This window comes from Acidovorax sp. (assembly GCF_046291265.1).
Lineage (GTDB): Bacteria > Pseudomonadota > Gammaproteobacteria > Burkholderiales > Burkholderiaceae_C > Acidovorax.
This window is the reverse complement of the sequence record NZ_JBKBTV010000019.1, coordinates 1-17306: the sequence shown is the minus strand read 5'-3', so window position 1 is coordinate 17306 and position 17306 is coordinate 1. Positions and strand designations below refer to the sequence as shown.

General features: G+C 61.8%; 16 protein-coding genes. All 16 read left to right on the top strand.

The window, feature by feature from the left end; all coding sequences use genetic code 11:
- Positions 1 to 24 precede the first annotated feature (24 nt).
- The gene (locus tag ACK41V_RS09640) at positions 25 to 1197 is read left to right on the top strand and encodes a deoxyguanosinetriphosphate triphosphohydrolase (RefSeq protein WP_409781371.1); all 1173 of its coding nucleotides are present in this window, start codon (positions 25 to 27) and stop codon (positions 1195 to 1197) included.
- 129 nt (positions 1198 to 1326) lie between these two features.
- On the top strand, positions 1327 to 1962 hold the full coding sequence (locus ACK41V_RS09635; protein WP_409781228.1) for a DUF1415 domain-containing protein: 636 nt from the start codon (positions 1327 to 1329) through the stop codon (positions 1960 to 1962).
- Positions 1963 to 2009: 47 nt separating this feature from the next.
- On the top strand, positions 2010 to 2918 hold the full coding sequence (locus ACK41V_RS09630) for a class I SAM-dependent methyltransferase (RefSeq protein WP_409781225.1): 909 nt from the start codon (positions 2010 to 2012) through the stop codon (positions 2916 to 2918).
- Between the two features lie 6 nt (positions 2919 to 2924).
- On the top strand, positions 2925 to 3623 hold the full coding sequence (locus ACK41V_RS09625) for a transposase (RefSeq protein WP_409781222.1): 699 nt from the start codon (positions 2925 to 2927) through the stop codon (positions 3621 to 3623).
- A gap of 181 nt (positions 3624 to 3804) precedes the next feature.
- Positions 3805 to 8562, top strand: coding sequence for a glutamate synthase-related protein (locus ACK41V_RS09620; RefSeq protein WP_409781219.1), 4758 nt, complete (start codon positions 3805 to 3807; stop codon positions 8560 to 8562).
- Positions 8563 to 8610: 48 nt separating this feature from the next.
- A complete protein-coding gene (locus tag ACK41V_RS09615) occupies positions 8611 to 10089 on the top strand; it encodes a glutamate synthase subunit beta (RefSeq protein ID WP_409781216.1) in 1479 nt (492 codons plus the stop codon).
- Between the two features lie 386 nt (positions 10090 to 10475).
- Positions 10476 to 11294 carry an ABC transporter ATP-binding protein gene (locus tag ACK41V_RS09610; RefSeq protein WP_409781213.1) on the top strand — a complete coding sequence of 273 codons (819 nt, stop codon included), beginning with the start codon at positions 10476 to 10478 and terminating at the stop codon, positions 11292 to 11294.
- Entirely contained in the window at positions 11291 to 12073 is a 783-nt protein-coding gene (gene mlaE / locus ACK41V_RS09605; RefSeq protein WP_409781211.1) for a lipid asymmetry maintenance ABC transporter permease subunit MlaE, read from the top strand. The genes ACK41V_RS09610 and mlaE overlap by 4 nt, the downstream gene beginning before the upstream one ends.
- Before the next feature lie 39 nt (positions 12074 to 12112).
- Positions 12113 to 12601, top strand: coding sequence for an outer membrane lipid asymmetry maintenance protein MlaD (mlaD, locus tag ACK41V_RS09600; protein ID WP_409781208.1), 489 nt, complete (start codon positions 12113 to 12115; stop codon positions 12599 to 12601).
- A gap of 59 nt (positions 12602 to 12660) precedes the next feature.
- On the top strand, positions 12661 to 13401 hold the full coding sequence (locus ACK41V_RS09595; RefSeq protein WP_409781205.1) for a VacJ family lipoprotein: 741 nt from the start codon (positions 12661 to 12663) through the stop codon (positions 13399 to 13401).
- Positions 13402 to 13561: 160 nt separating this feature from the next.
- Complete coding sequence (locus ACK41V_RS09590; protein WP_409781202.1) at positions 13562 to 14200, top strand: phospholipid-binding protein MlaC; 639 nt, start codon at positions 13562 to 13564, stop codon at positions 14198 to 14200.
- Positions 14201 to 14233: 33 nt separating this feature from the next.
- A complete protein-coding gene (locus ACK41V_RS09585) occupies positions 14234 to 14506 on the top strand; it encodes an STAS domain-containing protein (RefSeq protein WP_409781199.1) in 273 nt (90 codons plus the stop codon).
- A gap of 122 nt (positions 14507 to 14628) precedes the next feature.
- Positions 14629 to 15567, top strand: coding sequence for an ABC transporter ATP-binding protein (locus tag ACK41V_RS09580; protein WP_409781196.1), 939 nt, complete (start codon positions 14629 to 14631; stop codon positions 15565 to 15567).
- On the top strand, positions 15564 to 16319 hold the full coding sequence (locus ACK41V_RS09575) for an ABC transporter permease (RefSeq protein ID WP_409781193.1): 756 nt from the start codon (positions 15564 to 15566) through the stop codon (positions 16317 to 16319). The genes ACK41V_RS09580 and ACK41V_RS09575 overlap by 4 nt, the downstream gene beginning before the upstream one ends.
- Before the next feature lies 1 nt (position 16320).
- On the top strand, positions 16321 to 16563 hold the full coding sequence (locus ACK41V_RS09570; protein ID WP_409781191.1) for a BolA family protein: 243 nt from the start codon (positions 16321 to 16323) through the stop codon (positions 16561 to 16563).
- Positions 16564 to 16666: 103 nt separating this feature from the next.
- Positions 16667 to 17306: UDP-N-acetylglucosamine 1-carboxyvinyltransferase (locus ACK41V_RS09565; protein ID WP_409781188.1), on the top strand; the 640-nt coding region annotated here is incomplete at its 3' end.

Genomic DNA, 17306 nt, shown 5'->3' with positions numbered 1-17306 from the left:
CATTAAACGCGGGAAACTGGTTTGATTCAGCGCTTTGATTTGTCTCCGTACGCATGTGATCCGGCTTTCAGTAGAGGGCGGCGTTTTTCTGAGAGTCCCGCCCCTACACGCAATGATTACCAACGGGACCGTGATCGCATCGTTCACTCCACAGCGTTCAGGCGCCTGGTTTACAAGACGCAGGTCTTTCTGAACCACGAAGGCGATCTCTTTCGCACTCGGATGACGCACTCGCTGGAGGTCGCTCAACTGGGGCGTTCCATAGCCCGGTCGCTGCGCATCAACGAAGACTTGGTCGAAGCCATTTCGCTAGCGCACGATCTGGGGCATACGCCCTTTGGCCATGCGGGGCAGGATGCGCTGCACAGTTGTATGGGTGGGCACGGTGGCTTTGAGCACAACCTGCAAAGTCTGCGGGTGGTGGACCAGTTGGAGGAGCGTTATCCGCAATTTGACGGGTTGAATCTGACCTTCGAGACGCGCGAAGGGGTGCTCAAGCATTGCTCCAGGCTTCACGCCCAGCAGTTGGAAGACCAGGAACCCGGTGGGGTGGGTGGCCGGTTCTTGCGGCGGGAGCAGCCCAGTCTGGAGGCCCAGCTGTGCAATCTCGCGGATGAAATTGCGTACAACGCGCACGATATCGACGACGGTGTGCGCTCTGGCTTGATCACGCTGGCGCAGTTGCAGGATGTGCCTTTATTTGATCGCTACCGTGCAGATGCCGAAGCGGAATACCCGGAGCTTGGACAGCCTTCGCTCCACCGCCGCCTGTTGTATGAAGCGATCCGGCGCATGCTCAGTGCGCAGGTCTACGACGTGATTGATGCCACCCAGAAAGCACTGGCCGATTGCAAGCCTGCACATGTCGACGCCGTCCGCAGAGAGTGTCCGCCACTGGTCATGTTCAGCGATGCGATGCGCGAGCGTTCGCAAACGCTCAAACGGTTCTTGTTTCAAAACCTTTATCGTCACCCACAGGTGATGGAGACCACGGGCCATGCACAAGAAATCGTGCGAGACCTGTTTGCCGCTTACACCACGGCTCCTCATGAAATGAAAGCCGCCTTTGCTGAGCAGGCGTCCATGGACGACGGGCCGCTTCGTGCTCGTGCGGTGGCTGACTTCATTGCCGGGATGACCGATCGCTTTGCCGCGCGAGAGCATGAACGACTCACTGGGCGACGTCTATTGAGCTGAAGTAGTGACCTTCCAGCATTGCCGCGTGCGCTCTGAATGCACATTTGTGCCTACGGCCATGAAGGCAGGTCGTCCACTGAGGCCCGGTAAAATTCGCAGGCACTCCACAGCGCCACGCGCGCCTGCTTCATGACTTCACATCTCCCAGTCCCCGCTGCCGGATCTTCGGATCCGGCAGGCTTGTTTGTTCACGACACAGTCCGCTGGCTGGAGCGGGCCGTTATCGGGCTGAACCTGTGCCCTTTTGCCAAAGGCGTGCATGTGAAGGGGCAGGTTCACTATGCGGTGACTACGACGGAAGATCCCGCGGAGGTGCTGGAGCTGTTGCGCACGGAGCTGGGTGCTTTGGTGGGGATGTCTCCCCAGACCAGAGACACCACCTTGATCCTGCTGCCGCATTGCCTGCAGGACTTTCTGGACTTCAATGACTTTTTGGAAAAGGCAGAGGCGGTCTTGGATGCCATGGACTTGACGGGTACCGTGCAGATCGCCAGCTTTCATCCGCAGTTTCAGTTTGCTGGGACCGATGTGAACGACGTGACCAACTGCACCAACCGTGCGCCGTATCCGACCTTGCATTTGCTGCGGGAGGAAAGCATTGATCGTGCAGTGGAGGTTTTTCCTGAAGCGGAGGCCATTTTCGAGCGAAATATCGAAGTCCTGGAAGCATTGGGTATGGAGGGCTGGGCGAGTCTCGATGTGGGTGCCAGCCCGGCAGGTGTGATGGTGACGGCTCCTGCGGTTGCGAAAGGAGCGGCGCAATGAAAGACAAGACTTCTCTTGCCCCCCAAGATCGCGGGCCTAAAAAGAATATGACTGCCACCCAGGGTGGGACACCAGAGCTGTCAGAGCTTCGACCCGGCCAGTCGGTAGAGTTGCTCAAAGAGCTGCACATCCTGACCCGCGACGGAAAGCTGAATCAGGACTCGCGCCGCAAGCTCAAGCAGGTCTACCACCTGTTCAACTTTATCGAGCCCTTGTTGGAAGACCTTTCTGCCAATGGTCATGGTCCCACGCTCGCCGACCATGGTGCGGGTAAGTCGTACTTGGGGTTCATCCTGTACGACCTGTATTTCAAGGCACTGGGACAAGGGCATATCTACGGGGTGGAGACCCGGGCCGAGCTGGTCGAAAAATCTCGCCTCCTCGCACAGAAGCTGGGCTTTGCGCGGATGTCTTTCCTCAACGTGTCGGTCGCTGAATCTGCCGATACCGAAGAGCTTCCAGCCCAGATCGATGTCGTCACCGCCCTGCATGCCTGTGACACCGCAACGGACGACGCCATTGCCTTTGGTTTGCAGAAACGTGCTCGGGCGATGGTGCTGGTGCCCTGCTGCCAGGCTGAGATGGCAGCGTGCCTTCGCCAAGGCAAAGCCCTGCAGTTAGCGCGCACTCCGCTGGCCGAGCTGTGGCGCCATCCTCTGCATACCCGTGAGCTGGGCAGCCAGGTCACGAATGTATTGCGCTGCCTGTACCTTGAAGCCAACGGCTACCAGGTCACGGTGACGGAGTTGGTGGGCTGGGAGCACAGCATGAAAAATGAGCTGATCATTGCGCGCTACACCGGCCAGAAGAAACGCAGTGCAGCCGAGCGGCTGCGCGCCATTCTGGAGGAGTTTGGCCTCGACAAAGTATTGGCTGCGCGGTATGGGCTGGCGCCCGCATCAATCCCATCGACTGCGGTTTTCGCGGTGCAAGACCCAGAGCCCATGGGGGACTGACAACCCATGGCCCGCCTGCCGCGCCTGACCCTGCCGGGTCATCTCCACCACATCATTCAGCGCGGTAACAATCGCCAGCCCATCTTTGGCGACAGCGAAGACTACGGGCTGATGCTGGCATTGCTTGCCGACAACGCCCAGAAGTACGCGGTGGCCGTACATGCCTACGTGCTGATGGGCAATCACTTTCACCTGTTGGCGACGCCCACCTCGACCGATGGTTTGCCGCAAATGATGCAGGCCGTGGGGCGGCGGTACGTACAGCATTTCAACCGGCGGCACGGCCGCACCGGCACGCTGTGGGAGGGGCGCTATCGCTCCACCGTTCTGGACCCGGAACGCTACTTGCTTCCGTGCATGGTGTACCTGGACTTGAATCCGGTGCGCGCCGGACTGGTGCCGCAGGCCGCAGATTACGCTTGGTCCAGCCACGCCCATTGGCTCGGATTGCGCCATGACCGGTTGCTGACGCCCCATACGCTTTATTGGGGATTGGGCAACACGCCATTTGCGCGAGAGGCGGCTTACGCAGCGTTGGTTCAAGCGGGGATTGGGTCTCAAGAGCAGGCGGCATTGACGGACTCTGCGCTGAGCGGCTGGGCGCTGGGTCAGCCTAAATTTGTAGAAGAGCTACAAAAAACCACGCAGCGCCGCGTTGCCCGCGGGCACGCAGGTCGGCCGGTCTCAGTCAAGAAATTTGAGTGAAATTGGCCTCTAGCGCTTATTGGTGAAGCGCTGATAGCTATTAATTTTGATATGTCCCTAATTAATTTGGGTGTGTTGATATCTGGTCTTTAATTTTGTTCTGACCCCAATTAATGTGCTTGCCAAAGCATGTTGCAATGCACTAATCTTCCCCTCCCTGCGAAAACATGAGGAGTGCGCCATGACCACGGCCGCCGAGATCGAGCACCTGCAACAACACGGTTTGTATTCTTCGGGTAACGAGCACGACGCCTGCGGGCTTGGCTTTGTCGCCCACATCAAGGGAGTGAAGCGCCACGACATCGTGACGCAAGCGCTCAAGATTCTCGAAAACATCGACCACCGCGGCGCGGTGGGCGCCGACAAGCTCATGGGTGACGGTGCAGGCATCCTGATCCAGATCCCCGATGCGCTGTACCGTGAAGAGATGGCCCGGGCAGGCACTGCGCCGGATGGCTCCGTCGGTGTCACGTTGCCCGCTGCGGGCGAATACGGTGTGGGCATGATCTTTTTGCCCAAAGAGCACGCCTCGCGCCTGGCCTGCGAGCAGGAGATGGAGCGCGCCATCAAGGCGGAGGGCCAGGTGCTGCTGGGCTGGCGCGATGTCCCAGTCAACCGCGACATGCCCATGTCGCCCACCGTGCGCAAGAAGGAGCCCATCCTGCGCCAAGTGTTCATTGGCCGCGGCAACGATGTGATCGTGCAAGACGCACTGGAGCGCAAGCTGTACGTGATCCGCAAGACCGCCAGTGCCAACATCCAGGCCCTGAAGCTCAAGCACAGCAAAGAATATTACGTGCCCAGCATGAGCAGCCGCACCGTGGTCTACAAGGGCCTGCTGCTGGCCGACCAAGTGGGCACCTACTACCTGGACCTGCAAGATGAACGCTGCGTTTCGGCCATTGGCCTGGTGCACCAGCGTTTCTCGACGAACACATTCCCTGAATGGCCGCTGGCCCACCCGTACCGCTACGTGGCGCACAACGGTGAAATCAACACCGTCAAGGGCAACTACAACTGGATGAAGGCCCGCGAAGGCGTGATGGCCTCGCCCGTGCTGGCTGCCGACCTGCAAAAGCTGTACCCCATCAGCTTTGCCGACCAGTCCGACACCGCCACGTTCGACAACTGCCTCGAACTGCTGACGATGGCGGGCTACCCCATCAGCCAGGCCGTGATGATGATGATCCCCGAGCCCTGGGAGCAGCACACCACCATGGACGAGCGCCGCCGCGCCTTCTATGAATACCACGCTGCCATGCTGGAGCCGTGGGACGGCCCCGCCTCCATCGTGTTCACCGACGGCCGCCAGATCGGCGCCACGCTCGACCGCAACGGCCTGCGCCCCTCGCGCTACTGCATCACTGACGACGACCTGGTCATCATGGGTTCCGAATCGGGCGTGCTGCCGATTTCTGAAAACAAGATCGTGCGCAAGTGGCGCCTGCAGCCCGGCAAGATGTTCCTGATCGACCTGGAACAGGGCCGCATGATCGACGACGACGAGCTCAAAGCCAACGTCGTCAACACCAAGCCCTACAAGCAGTGGATTGAGAACCTGCGCATCAAGCTCGACAGCATTGATGCGGGCGCGCAAGTGGCTGCGCCGCAGCCTGCCGATCTGCCGCTGCTGGATCGCCAGCAGGCCTTTGGCTACACGCAGGAAGACATCAAGTTCCTGATGGCGCCCATGGCCAAGAATGGCGAAGAAGGCATTGGCTCCATGGGCAACGACAGCCCGCTGGCCGTGCTGTCCGGCAAGAACAAGCCGCTGTACAACTACTTCAAGCAGCTGTTCGCCCAGGTGACCAACCCGCCGATCGACCCGATCCGCGAGGCCATCGTGATGTCGCTCAACAGCTTCATCGGCCCCAAGCCGAATCTGCTGGACATCAACCAGGTCAACCCCCCGATGCGGCTCGAAGTGAGCCAGCCCGTGCTCGACTTTGCCGACATGGCCAAGCTGCGCGACATCGAAAAGTACACGCAAGGCAAGTTCAAGAGTGCCACCATCGACATCACCTACCCCCTGGACTGGGGCCGTGAGGGCGTGGAAGCCAAGCTCGCCTCGTTGTGCGCGCAGGCCGTGGATGCCATCAAGGGCGGCGCCAACATCCTCATCGTCAGCGACCGCGCTGTGAGCGCCACCCAGGTGGCCATCCCCGCACTGCTGGCCCTGTCGGCCATCCACCAGCACCTGGTGGGCGCAGGCCTGCGCACTACCGCTGGTTTGGTGGTCGAAACGGGCACCGCCCGCGAAGTGCACCACTTTGCAGTGCTGGGTGGCTACGGCGCTGAGGCCGTGCACCCCTACCTGGCCATGGAAACGCTGGCCGAGATGCACAAGGATCTGGCGGGCGACCTGTCCGCTGACAAGGCCATCTACAACTACGTCAAGGCGATTGGCAAGGGCCTGTCCAAGATCATGTCCAAGATGGGCGTGAGCACCTACATGTCCTACTGCGGCGCACAGCTGTTCGAGGCCATCGGCCTGAACACCGAAACCGTCAGCAAATACTTCACCGGCACAGCGACCCGCGTCGAAGGCATTGGTGTGTTCCAGATTGCCGAAGAAGCTATCCGCATGCACAAGGCGGCGTTCGGTGACGACCCCGTGCTTGAAACCATGCTGGACGCAGGCGGCGAATACGCGTGGCGCGCCCGTGGCGAAGAGCACATGTGGAGCCCTGACGCCATTGCCAAGCTGCAGCACTCCACGCGTGCCAACAACTGGAACACGTACAAAGAGTACGCCCAGATCATCAACGACCAGAGCAAGCGCCACATGACGCTGCGCGGCCTGTTCGAGTTCAAGATCGACCCCGCCAAGGCCATCCCCGTGGACGAGGTCGAGTCCGCCAAGGAAATCGTCAAACGCTTTGCCACCGGGGCCATGTCGCTGGGCTCCATCTCCACCGAGGCGCATGCCACGCTGGCCGTGGCCATGAACCGCATCGGCGGCAAGAGCAACACCGGCGAAGGCGGTGAGGACGCCGCGCGCTACCGCAACGAACTCAAGGGCATCCCGATCAAGTTGGGCGATACGCTCAAGAGCGTGATCGGCGCCGAGAACGTCGAAGTCGATCTGCCCTTGCAGGACGGCGACTCCCTGCGCAGCCGCATCAAACAGGTGGCGTCGGGCCGCTTTGGCGTCACGGCCGAATACCTGTCCTCGGCCGACCAGATCCAGATCAAGATGGCCCAGGGTGCCAAGCCCGGCGAAGGCGGCCAGCTGCCCGGCGGCAAAGTCTCCAACTACATCGGCAAACTGCGCCACAGCGTGCCCGGCGTGGGCCTGATCTCGCCCCCGCCGCACCATGACATCTATTCGATCGAAGACCTGGCCCAGCTCATCCACGACCTGAAGAACGTGGCGCCGCACGCCAGCATCAGCACCAAGCTGGTGTCCGAAGTCGGTGTGGGCACGATTGCCGCTGGCGTCACCAAGTGCAAGAGCGACCACATCGTGATCGCCGGGCACGACGGCGGCACCGGTGCATCGCCTTGGTCGTCCATCAAGCATGCCGGTGGCCCCTGGGAAATCGGCCTGGCCGAAACCCAGCAGACCCTGGTGCTCAACCGCCTGCGCGGCCGGGTGCGCGTGCAGGCCGATGGCCAGATGAAAACCGGCCGCGACGTCGCCATCGGCGCGCTGCTGGGTGCCGATGAGTTCGGTTTTGCCACGGCACCCCTGGTCGTCGAAGGCTGCATCATGATGCGCAAGTGCCACCTGAACACCTGCCCGGTGGGCGTGGCCACGCAGGACCCCGCGCTGCGCGCCAAGTTCTCTGGCAAGCCCGAGCACGTGGTGAACTACTTCTTCTTCATCGCCGAAGAAGTGCGCCAGATCATGGCCCAGCTCGGCATCCGCAAGTTCGACGACCTGATCGGTCGTTCCGACCTGCTGGACACCCGCCAAGGCCTGGATCACTGGAAGGCCCGAGGCCTGGACTTTGGCCGCCTGTTTGCGCAGCCCAACGTGCCCGCCGATGTGCCCCGTTACCACGTGGATGTGCAAGACCACAACATCGAGCACACGCTGGACCGCAAGCTCATCGAGCGCAGCAAGCCTGCCATCGAAGGCGGCGAACGCGTGCAGTTCATCGAGGTGGCGCGCAACGTGAACCGTTCCGTGGGTGCCATGCTTTCGGGCGCCGTGACGCGCGTGCACCCGGAGGGTCTGCCAGACGACACGATCCGCATCCAGCTGGAAGGCACGGGCGGCCAGTCGTTTGGGGCGTTCCTCACACGCGGCATCACGCTGTACCTGATTGGTGACGCCAACGACTACACCGGCAAGGGCCTGTCGGGTGGCCGCGTCATCGTGCGCCCCAGCATTGACTTTCGCGGCGATGCGGTGCGCAACACCATCGTGGGCAACACGGTGATGTATGGCGCCACCACGGGCGAGGCCTTCTTCAGTGGCGTGGCGGGCGAGCGTTTTGCGGTTCGCCTGTCGGGCGCTACGGCGGTGGTGGAAGGCACGGGCGACCACGGCTGCGAATACATGACCGGCGGCACGGTGGCCGTTTTGGGCCGCACGGGACGCAACTTCGCCGCGGGCATGAGCGGCGGTGTGGCGTATGTCTATGACGAAGACGGTCAGTTCGACACGCGTTGCAACATGTCCATGGTTACGCTGGAGCGCATCCTGCCGGGTACCGAGCAAGAAGCCACGGTGCCACGCTCGATCTGGCACAACGGCCTGACGGACGAAGCCCAACTCAAGAAGCTGCTGGAAGACCATAACCGCTGGACGGGCAGCAAGCGTGCACGCGAACTGCTCGACAACTGGGCCGCATCGCGCAGCAAGTTCGTCAAGGTCTTCCCGACCGAGTACAAGCGTGCATTGTCTGAAATTTATGAACGGAAAGTGCTGGAGGAGTCCGCTACACCAGCGGTAGCTGCTACCAAAAAAGAAGTGGTTCCTGCCAAATAAGGCACGACCGCAAACATCTGCACAGCATTCATAGACAAGGACATCGTCATGGGAAAAACCACCGGCTTCATGGAATACGAGCGCATCGAAGAGGGCTACAAGCCCGTGCCCGAGCGCCTGAAGCACTACAAGGAATTCGTCATCGGCCTCGACGAGAGCCAGGCGAAGGTGCAGGGCGCGCGCTGCATGGACTGCGGCACGCCGTTCTGCAACAGCGGTTGCCCGGTCAACAACATCATTCCGGACTTCAACGATCTGGTTTACCACTCTGACTGGAAGAGTGCCATCGAGGTGCTGCACAGCACCAACAACTTCCCCGAGTTCACGGGCCGCATCTGCCCGGCGCCTTGCGAGGCGGCCTGTGTGCTGAACGTGAACGACGACGCCGTGGGCATCAAGTCCATCGAGCACGCGATCATCGACCGTGCCTGGGACGAAGGCTGGGTCGTGCCCCGCGTTGCCAAACACAAGACGGGCAAGACGGTGGCGGTGGTGGGCTCTGGCCCGGCGGGCATGGCGGCTGCCCAGCAATTGGCGCGTGCTGGCCACAGTGTCACGTTGTTCGAAAAGAACGACCGCGTGGGTGGACTGCTGCGCTACGGCATTCCCGACTTCAAGATGGAGAAATCGCACATCGACCGCCGCGTCAAGCAGATGGAGGCCGAAGGCGTAGTCTTTCGCACCAGCGTCTTTGTGGGCGCCGCCAAGGACGGCCTCGGCAAGGATTCCAAGGTCACCAACTGGGCCAAGGAAACCGTCACGCCAGAGCAGCTGAACAAGGAGTTCGATGCCGTGCTGCTGACTGGCGGTGCCGAGCAGTCGCGCGACTTGCCGGTGCCGGGCCGCGACCTGGATGGCATCCACTTCGCCATGGAGTTCCTGCCCCAGCAGAACAAGGTCAACGCGGGCGACAAGCTCAAAGGCCAGCTGCGTGCAGATGGCAAGCACGTCATCGTGATCGGCGGCGGCGACACCGGCAGCGACTGCGTGGGCACCAGCAACCGCCACGGCGCTGTGAGCGTCACGCAGTTTGAACTGATGCCCCAGCCACCTGAGGAGGAAAACCGCCCTTTGACCTGGCCCTACTGGCCGATCAAACTGCGCACCAGTTCCAGCCATGAAGAAGGCTGCGAGCGTGAGTTCGCCATCTCTACCAAAGAGTTCATCGGCGAAAAGGGCAAGGTCACCGGTCTCAAGACGGTCCGGGTGGAGTTCAAGGACGGCAAGTTCGTCGAGGTGGCGGGCTCTGAGCAGATCCTGAAAGCCGATCTGGTGCTGCTGGCGATGGGCTTTGTGAGCCCGGTGGCGCCCGTGCTGGATGCTTTCGGTGTCGATAAGGATGCCCGCGGCAATGCGCGCGCCACCACGGACTTTGACGGAGGCTACGCCACGAATGTGCCCAAGGTGTTCGCCGCAGGGGATATCCGCCGCGGCCAGTCGCTGGTGGTGTGGGCCATTCGCGAGGGCCGCCAAGCGGCGCGGTCAGTGGATGAATTCTTGATGGGTTACTCGGACCTGCCTCGCTAAAGGGGCGCTCCTTGTCGAAGCGACGGCGCCCTTGGGGCGCCGTTTTTGATGGGTGTTGCACGCCGCGTGGCACCCCTGCCCCGGTAGGGTTCACGCTTTGGCGATAGGGCGCTACGCTGATCGGCGGCGACGCCGATATCCCTCGCCACTACCTCCATCGCCCGCTCCAAGCCGTCAGATTTCTTTCTTGGCACAATCGGGATCACTGTCAATTCGGGCTTGCCTGACGCCGCGAAGCAGGTACCTCGCGTTCAGCGCAGCTGTTTAAACGCAAACATACATGTATGTATGTTTAATTTCTCGGCTACCATCGCTGCTGTTTTTCTGTCTGCGCCGCCCGCATGGTCGCCCGCACCAGCCCCAAATTCCTGAGCCCATCCTGCTGAATGTCTGAGCCTTCCCTTCTTGCCGAGTTGCGCAACGTCACGTTTTCGTACGGAGATCGTGTGATCCTGCGCGACGTCACGCTGGCCGTGCCGCGGGGTAAGGTCACGGCGCTGATGGGGGCATCGGGGGGCGGCAAGACGACCGTGTTGCGTTTGATTGGTGGACAGCAGCGGGCGCAGAGCGGCGAAGTGTTGTTTGACGGGCATGACGTGGGGCGCCTGGACGCGGAGGGCCTCTATGCCGTCCGCAGGCGGATGGGCATGTTGTTCCAGTTTGGCGCCTTGTTCACCGACCTGAGCGTGTTCGAGAACGTGGCGTTTCCGCTGCGTGAACACACGGATCTGTCGGAAGAGCTTATCCGCGATGTGGTGCTGATGAAGTTACATGCGGTGGGGTTGCGGGGCGCACGGGACCTGATGCCCAGCCAGGTGTCCGGCGGCATGGCACGGCGTGTGGCCCTGGCGCGAGCGATTGCGCTGGACCCGGAACTCGTCATGTACGACGAGCCCTTTGCGGGGCTTGACCCCATATCGCTGGGCACGGCCGCACAGTTGATCCGGCAACTCAATGACGCGATGGGCCTGACCAGCATTGTGGTGTCGCACGATCTGGAAGAGACCTTTCGGCTTGCAGATCACGTGATCATTCTGGGTGAAGGCGTGGTGGCTGCGCAGGGCACGCCTGAAGAGGTGCGTGCCAGCACCGATCCGCTGGTGCATCAATTTGTGAATGCGCTCCCCACGGGGCCTGTGCCGTTCCACCATCCTGGCCCGGGCGTTGCTGAGGATTTCGGTCCCATCGAGGGGCGCAAGCAATGAGCTGGTATAAGCCTTCCGACGTGGGTTTTGCTGTTCGGGCGAAGCTTGCCGATATCGGCATGGCTGCACGCCTTTTTGGGCGGCTGGTCCGGTTGTTCGGGGCCGCGTTCCGGCGGCCTGCTCTGGTGCGCGATCAAGTGCATTTTTTGGGCAACTACTCGCTCGCCATCATTGCGGTGTCTGGCCTGTTTGTGGGCTTTGTTCTGGGCCTGCAGGGTTACTACACACTGCAGCGGTATGGATCATCAGAAGCCCTGGGTTTGCTGGTGGCGCTGTCGCTGGTGCGTGAGCTGGGGCCGGTGGTCACCGCGTTGTTGTTTGCAGGCCGCGCAGGAACATCGCTGACGGCCGAAATTGGTTTGATGCGCGCTGGCGAACAGCTGAGTGCGATGGAAATGATGGCGGTAGACCCGGTGCCCCGCATTCTGGCGCCCCGTTTCTGGGCGGGTGTCATCACCATGCCCCTGTTGGCGGCAGTGTTCAGTGCCGTGGGCATCATTGGTGGCTGGATTGTGGGCGTGCTCATGATCGGCATCGACGCAGGCGCTTTCTGGAGCCAGATGCAGGGCGGTGTGGATGTGTGGAAAGACGTGGGCAATGGGGTTATCAAAAGCGTGGTGTTTGGCTTCACGGTGACTTTTGTGGCGCTGCTGCAGGGTTATGTGGCCAAGCCCACGCCAGAGGGGGTGTCGCGGGCCACCACCCGCACTGTGGTCATGGCCTCCCTGGCGGTGCTGGCGCTGGACTTTGTCCTGACGGCGCTGATGTTCAGTATCTGACGCTGGCGACGCTGGCAGGTGAAGAGGAATCCAATACAAATGCAACGCTCCAAAAACGACCTCTGGGTTGGCCTGTTTGTCATGCTGGGTGCCGCGGCACTGGTGTTTCTGGCGCTGCAGTCGGCCAACCTGCTGAGCCTGAGTTTTCAGTCCGGCTACCGCATCACGGCGCGCTTTGACAACATTGGTGGGCTGAAAGCCCAGGCGGCGGTGCGCAGTGCGGGGGTGCTGGTGGGGCGTGTGGAGTCCATCACGTTCGACGACAAGATCTACCAGGCGCGGGTCACTCTGGCGCTGGAAGACCGCTATGTGTTCCCCAAGGACAGCTCTCTCAAGATTCTGACGAGCGGGCTGCTGGGTGAGCAGTACATCGGGATTGAAGCCGGTGCGGACGAGAAGAATCTCGTCGCGGGCGACACCGTCACGGCGACGCAGTCGGCCGTGGTGCTCGAAAATCTGATCGGACAATTTTTGTACAGACAAGCCGAAGATGGCGGTAAGCCCACTGGGGCAGGTGATAAAAAATGATGAATTCAAAACCCACGAACCTGGTTTCTGCTGCCGGGACCCTTTCAAGCCGTGGCCGCATGGCCACCTGGCTTGCCCTGGTGCTCGGCATCGTGCTGCTCTCGGGCTGCGCCACGGTGGCAAACCCCGACCCCCGCGATCCGCTGGAGTCGTACAACCGCAGCATGACCAACTTCAACGAGCAGGTAGATGCCATGGTCCTCAAGCCCGTGGCCATTGCCTATAAGGACGTCACGCCCGCGCCCGTGCGCACCGGGGTGAGCAACTTCTTTGCAAACCTGAGCGACGTATGGTCGTTTGTGAACAACGTGCTGCAATTGCGCGGCGAAGCGGCGGCATCCACCTTCATGCGCGTCAACGTGAACACGTTCTTCGGGCTGGGAGGCATTCTGGATGTGGCCAGCGAACTGGGCATTGACCGATACCGACAGGACTTCGGCCTGACGCTGGGCCGTTGGGGTGTGAACACGGGCCCTTATTTGGTGCTGCCCATCCTGGGCCCCTCCACCGTGCGCGATACCTTTGCACTTCCTATCGACATGAAGGGCAATCTGGTGAGCTATGTCGACCCGGTGTCTGCCCGCAATTCTCTGTATGCGCTGCGTGCGGTGGAAGTGCGTTCGAATCTGCTGCGCGCGGGCAACGTGCTGGACAGCGCGGCGCTCGACAAGTACAGCTTCACCCGGGACGTGTTCCTGCAAGTTCGCAGCCAGGCCGGAGAATCCCAGAGCGTGCAGGCGCAAGAGGACCGCAACGCCAATGATGGCGTTCTGCCGCCCGAGCCACCACCTGCCAAATAAGCCACAACCGCTCTGGCAGCCTTGCCAGCGGCCACCGGGGGCGGCGCGTGTTGCACTTGCTTGCATTCCGCAACCGCAGCGACGCATGAGATGCAGCCCCGGCCACCACAATGAAATGAACGCGGGCGTTTCCCCGTTCTGATGGAAAGTAGAGGACACGATGAACCGACGTACCCTGGGGCACATGGCCCTCTGTGTGGCCACCGCCATGTCGCTGGGCCTGCCGCTGACGGCCCTGGCTGCCGATGAGGCCCCCGACGCGCTGATCAAGCGCCTGTCTGCCGACGTGCTCACCACCGTCAAGGGCGACAAAGCCATCCAGGGCGGAGACATCAACAAGGTCATCGCCCTGGTCGACAAGACCGTGATGCCCAATGTCAACTTTCGCCGCATGACGGCTGCGGCAGTGGGCCCGGGCTGGCGCCAGGCCACGCCGGAGCAGCAAAAACGCCTGCAGGACGAATTCAAGATTTTGTTGGTCCGCACCTATGCGGGTGCGCTGGCGCAGGTGAACGATCAGTCCATTCAAGTCAAGCCCCTGCGCGCGGCGGCTGAAGACAAAGACGTGCTGGTCCGTACCGAAATCGTGGGCCGGGGCGACCCGATTCAGCTGGACTACCGCCTGGAAAAAACCCCGGGTGAGGGCGCTGGCTGGAAGATCTACAACCTGAATGTCCTGGGCGTGTGGCTGGTAGAAACCTACCGCGGCCAGTTTGCCCAGGAGATCAATGCCAAGGGCATCGACGGACTCATCGAAACCCTGGCGGCCCGCAACAAGACCAACGCCAGCAAGGGTTGATGGACCGTTCCGGCCTATCCAGACTTGCCTCCAATGTTGGTCCTCCCCCCCGAACTTACCCACCGGCAGGCCACGGCGTGCCTTGGCATGCTCATGCAGGGGCTCAAGGTGCACCGCGAGCCCGGCGTGGTGGTCGATGCCCACGCACTGACGGCGTTTGATACCTCGGCCCTGGCCGTGCTGCTGGAATGCCGCCGCGAGGCGCTGTCGCTGGGCAAGTCTTTCTCCGTGCAAGGCCTGCCATCCGGGCTGATGGGCATGGCGGGTTTGTATGGGGTGGATGGATTGCTGGCCCCGGCAACCTGACCCTAAGGCGCCGGGTGGGCGGCGGCGCGACGCCTGCCCGCCGCTGCAGCTTTTGCCGCCTCGTCAGGCCATCGGCGGGCCGCACGGCGCGGTGCGGGGCAAGGTCGTAAAATCATGGGCTCATGCCAGCAGTCTCATTCCAAGCCATCTCCAAAACCTTTGACACGCCCAAAGGCCCTTTCCAGGCACTGAACCAGGTCAGTCTGGACATAGAGGAGGGCGAGTTCTTCGGACTCCTCGGCCCCAATGGTGCCGGTAAAACGACCCTTATCAGCATCCTTGCGGGCCTGGCGCGCGCCAGCGGCGGCCGTGTGCTGGTGCAGGGCAGCGATGTGCAGGCGAACTATGCCGAGGCACGGCGCAAGCTGGGTGTGGTGCCGCAAGAACTGGTGTTTGACCCCTTTTTCAACGTGCGCGAATCGTTGCGCATCCAGTCTGGCTACTTTGGCGTGAAGAACAACGACCCCTGGATCGACGAACTGCTCGAAAACCTGGGCCTCACCGACAAGGCCAACGCCAACATGCGCCAGCTCTCGGGCGGTATGAAGCGCCGCGTGCTGGTCGCGCAGGCGTTGGTGCACAAGCCCCCCATCATCGTGCTGGACGAGCCCACGGCGGGCGTGGACGTGGAGCTGCGCCAGACCCTCTGGCACTTTGTGGCGCGCCTCAACAAAGAAGGCCACACCGTGCTGCTGACCACTCACTACCTGGAAGAAGCCGAGGCCCTGTGTGGCCGCATCGCCATGCTCAAGTCGGGCCGCATCGTGGCGCTCAACCGCACGAGCGAGCTGCTGCAGGCGGCCTCAGGCAGCATCCTGCAGTTCAAGACGGATGCCGCTTTGCCCCCCGCGCTGGCCATGGTGGCGCGGGTGACAGGTCGCATCGTGCAACTGCCCGCCCACGACGCTGCCGAGATCGAAAGCCATCTGGCGGCGCTGCGCGTGGCCGGTGTGGATGTGCACGACATGGAGATCCGCAGGCCAGACCTGGAGGATGTGTTTTTGCAAGTCATGTCGGGAACGTCGGCGTCCAACATTTCCATGGAAGAGGTCGCGCTATGACCGGCTGGCAAACCCTGTTCTACAAGGAAGTATTGCGGTTTTGGAAGGTCAGCTTCCAGACCGTCGCTGCGCCCGTGCTCACGGCCGTGTTGTACCTGCTGATCTTTGGCCACGTGCTGGAAGACCATGTGAAGGTGTACGACAGCATCAGCTACACCGCCTTCCTGGTGCCGGGCCTGGTGATGATGAGCGTGTTGCAGAACGCTTTTGCCAACAGCTCGTCAAGCCTGATCCAGAGCAAGATCATGGGCAGCCTGGTGTTTGTGCTGCTCACGCCGCTGTCGCATTGGGCCTGGTTTGTGGCCTATGTGGGCTCGTCCATGGTGCGCGGGCTGGTGGTGGGGCTGGGCGTATTTGTGGTCACGCTGGCGTTTGCGCGGCCGGAGTTTGCAGCGCCGCTGTGGATCCTGGCGTTTGCGGTGCTGGGGGCGGGCTTGTTGGCCACCCTGGGGCTGATTGCTGGCCTGTGGGCTGACAAGTTCGATCAACTCGCGGCGTTCCAGAACTTTGTGGTGGTGCCCATGACGTTCCTCTCGGGCGTGTTCTATTCCATCCAGTCGCTGCCACCGTTCTGGCAGACCGTGAGCCACCTCAACCCGTTTTTCTACATGATCGACGGGTTCCGCTATGGCTTTTTTGGTCAAAGCGATACTTCGCCTTGGCTCAGCCTCACCATCTTGGGCGCGGCCTGGCTGGCGGTGAGCTTCCTGGCAGTGCATCTGCTGCGCATCGGCTACAAAATCAGAAACTGACATGACTGCAGACCAACTCAAAGACATCATCACTGCGGGCCTTGCCTGTGAACACATCACGCTGGAAGGGGATGGCCGCCACTGGTATGCCACCATCGTCTCGGCCGACTTCGAGGGCAAGCGCGCCATTCAGCGACACCAGCGCGTGTACGCCACGCTGGGCGCCAAAATGCACACCGACGAAGTGCATGCGCTGTCGATGAAGACCTTCACCCCCGCCGAGTGGGCGGCGCAGGGGCAATAAGCCCCCAAGAGTTCACCGCATAGTTACTCACTTATTGATAGCTGCTAGCGCTTGATGGATAAGCGCTAGAGGCCATTTTCATTCATATTTTTGGTTTTTTGAGATGGACAAACTCCTCATTCGTGGCGGACGCAGCTTGCAAGGCGAGGTGCTGGTGTCTGGCGCCAAGAACGCCGCCTTGCCGGAGTTGTGTGCCGCACTGCTCACGGCCGACCCGGTCACGCTGCTCAACGTGCCCCAGCTGCAGGATGTGAGCACCATGCTCAAGCTCATCCGCAACATGGGTGTGGCCGCAGAGCGCGCCGACGATGGCACCGTGCGCATCGATGCCGGTGCACTCAACACCCCCGAGGCCCCGTACGAGCTGGTCAAGACCATGCGCGCCTCGGTGCTGGCGCTGGGCCCGCTGCTGGCGCGTTTTGGCGAAGCCACGGTGTCGCTGCCTGGCGGCTGCGCCATCGGCTCGCGCCCGGTAGACCAGCACATCAAGGGCCTGGCTGCGATGGGCGCCGAGATCGTGGTCGAACACGGCTACATGATCGCCAAGCTGCCCGCAGGCTGGACGCGCCTGAAAGGCGCCCGCATCACCACCGACATGGTCACGGTGACGGGCACCGAGAACTTCCTCATGGCCGCCGCGCTGGCCGAGGGCGAGACGGTGCTCGAAAACGCCGCGCAAGAGCCCGAGATTTCGGACCTGGCCGAGATGCTGATCGCCATGGGCGCCAAGATCGAAGGCCACG

Excerpts from the sequence above, each read along its gene's own strand:
- ACK41V_RS09635 (WP_409781228.1), top strand. The coding sequence starts at position 1,327 with ATGACTTCACATCTCCCAGTCCCCGCTGCCGGATCTTCGGATCCGGCA.
- ACK41V_RS09630 (WP_409781225.1), top strand. The coding sequence starts at position 2,010 with ATGACTGCCACCCAGGGTGGGACACCAGAGCTGTCAGAGCTTCGACCC.
- ACK41V_RS09625 (WP_409781222.1), top strand. The coding sequence starts at position 2,925 with ATGGCCCGCCTGCCGCGCCTGACCCTGCCGGGTCATCTCCACCACATC.
- ACK41V_RS09620 (WP_409781219.1), top strand. The coding sequence starts at position 3,805 with ATGACCACGGCCGCCGAGATCGAGCACCTGCAACAACACGGTTTGTAT.
- ACK41V_RS09615 (WP_409781216.1), top strand. The coding sequence starts at position 8,611 with ATGGGAAAAACCACCGGCTTCATGGAATACGAGCGCATCGAAGAGGGC.
- ACK41V_RS09610 (WP_409781213.1), top strand. The coding sequence starts at position 10,476 with ATGTCTGAGCCTTCCCTTCTTGCCGAGTTGCGCAACGTCACGTTTTCG.
- mlaE (WP_409781211.1), top strand. The coding sequence starts at position 11,291 with ATGAGCTGGTATAAGCCTTCCGACGTGGGTTTTGCTGTTCGGGCGAAG.
- mlaD (WP_409781208.1), top strand. The coding sequence starts at position 12,113 with ATGCAACGCTCCAAAAACGACCTCTGGGTTGGCCTGTTTGTCATGCTG.
- ACK41V_RS09595 (WP_409781205.1), top strand. The coding sequence starts at position 12,661 with ATGGCCACCTGGCTTGCCCTGGTGCTCGGCATCGTGCTGCTCTCGGGC.
- ACK41V_RS09590 (WP_409781202.1), top strand. The coding sequence starts at position 13,562 with ATGAACCGACGTACCCTGGGGCACATGGCCCTCTGTGTGGCCACCGCC.
- ACK41V_RS09585 (WP_409781199.1), top strand. The coding sequence starts at position 14,234 with ATGTTGGTCCTCCCCCCCGAACTTACCCACCGGCAGGCCACGGCGTGC.
- ACK41V_RS09580 (WP_409781196.1), top strand. The coding sequence starts at position 14,629 with ATGCCAGCAGTCTCATTCCAAGCCATCTCCAAAACCTTTGACACGCCC.
- ACK41V_RS09575 (WP_409781193.1), top strand. The coding sequence starts at position 15,564 with ATGACCGGCTGGCAAACCCTGTTCTACAAGGAAGTATTGCGGTTTTGG.
- ACK41V_RS09570 (WP_409781191.1), top strand. The coding sequence starts at position 16,321 with ATGACTGCAGACCAACTCAAAGACATCATCACTGCGGGCCTTGCCTGT.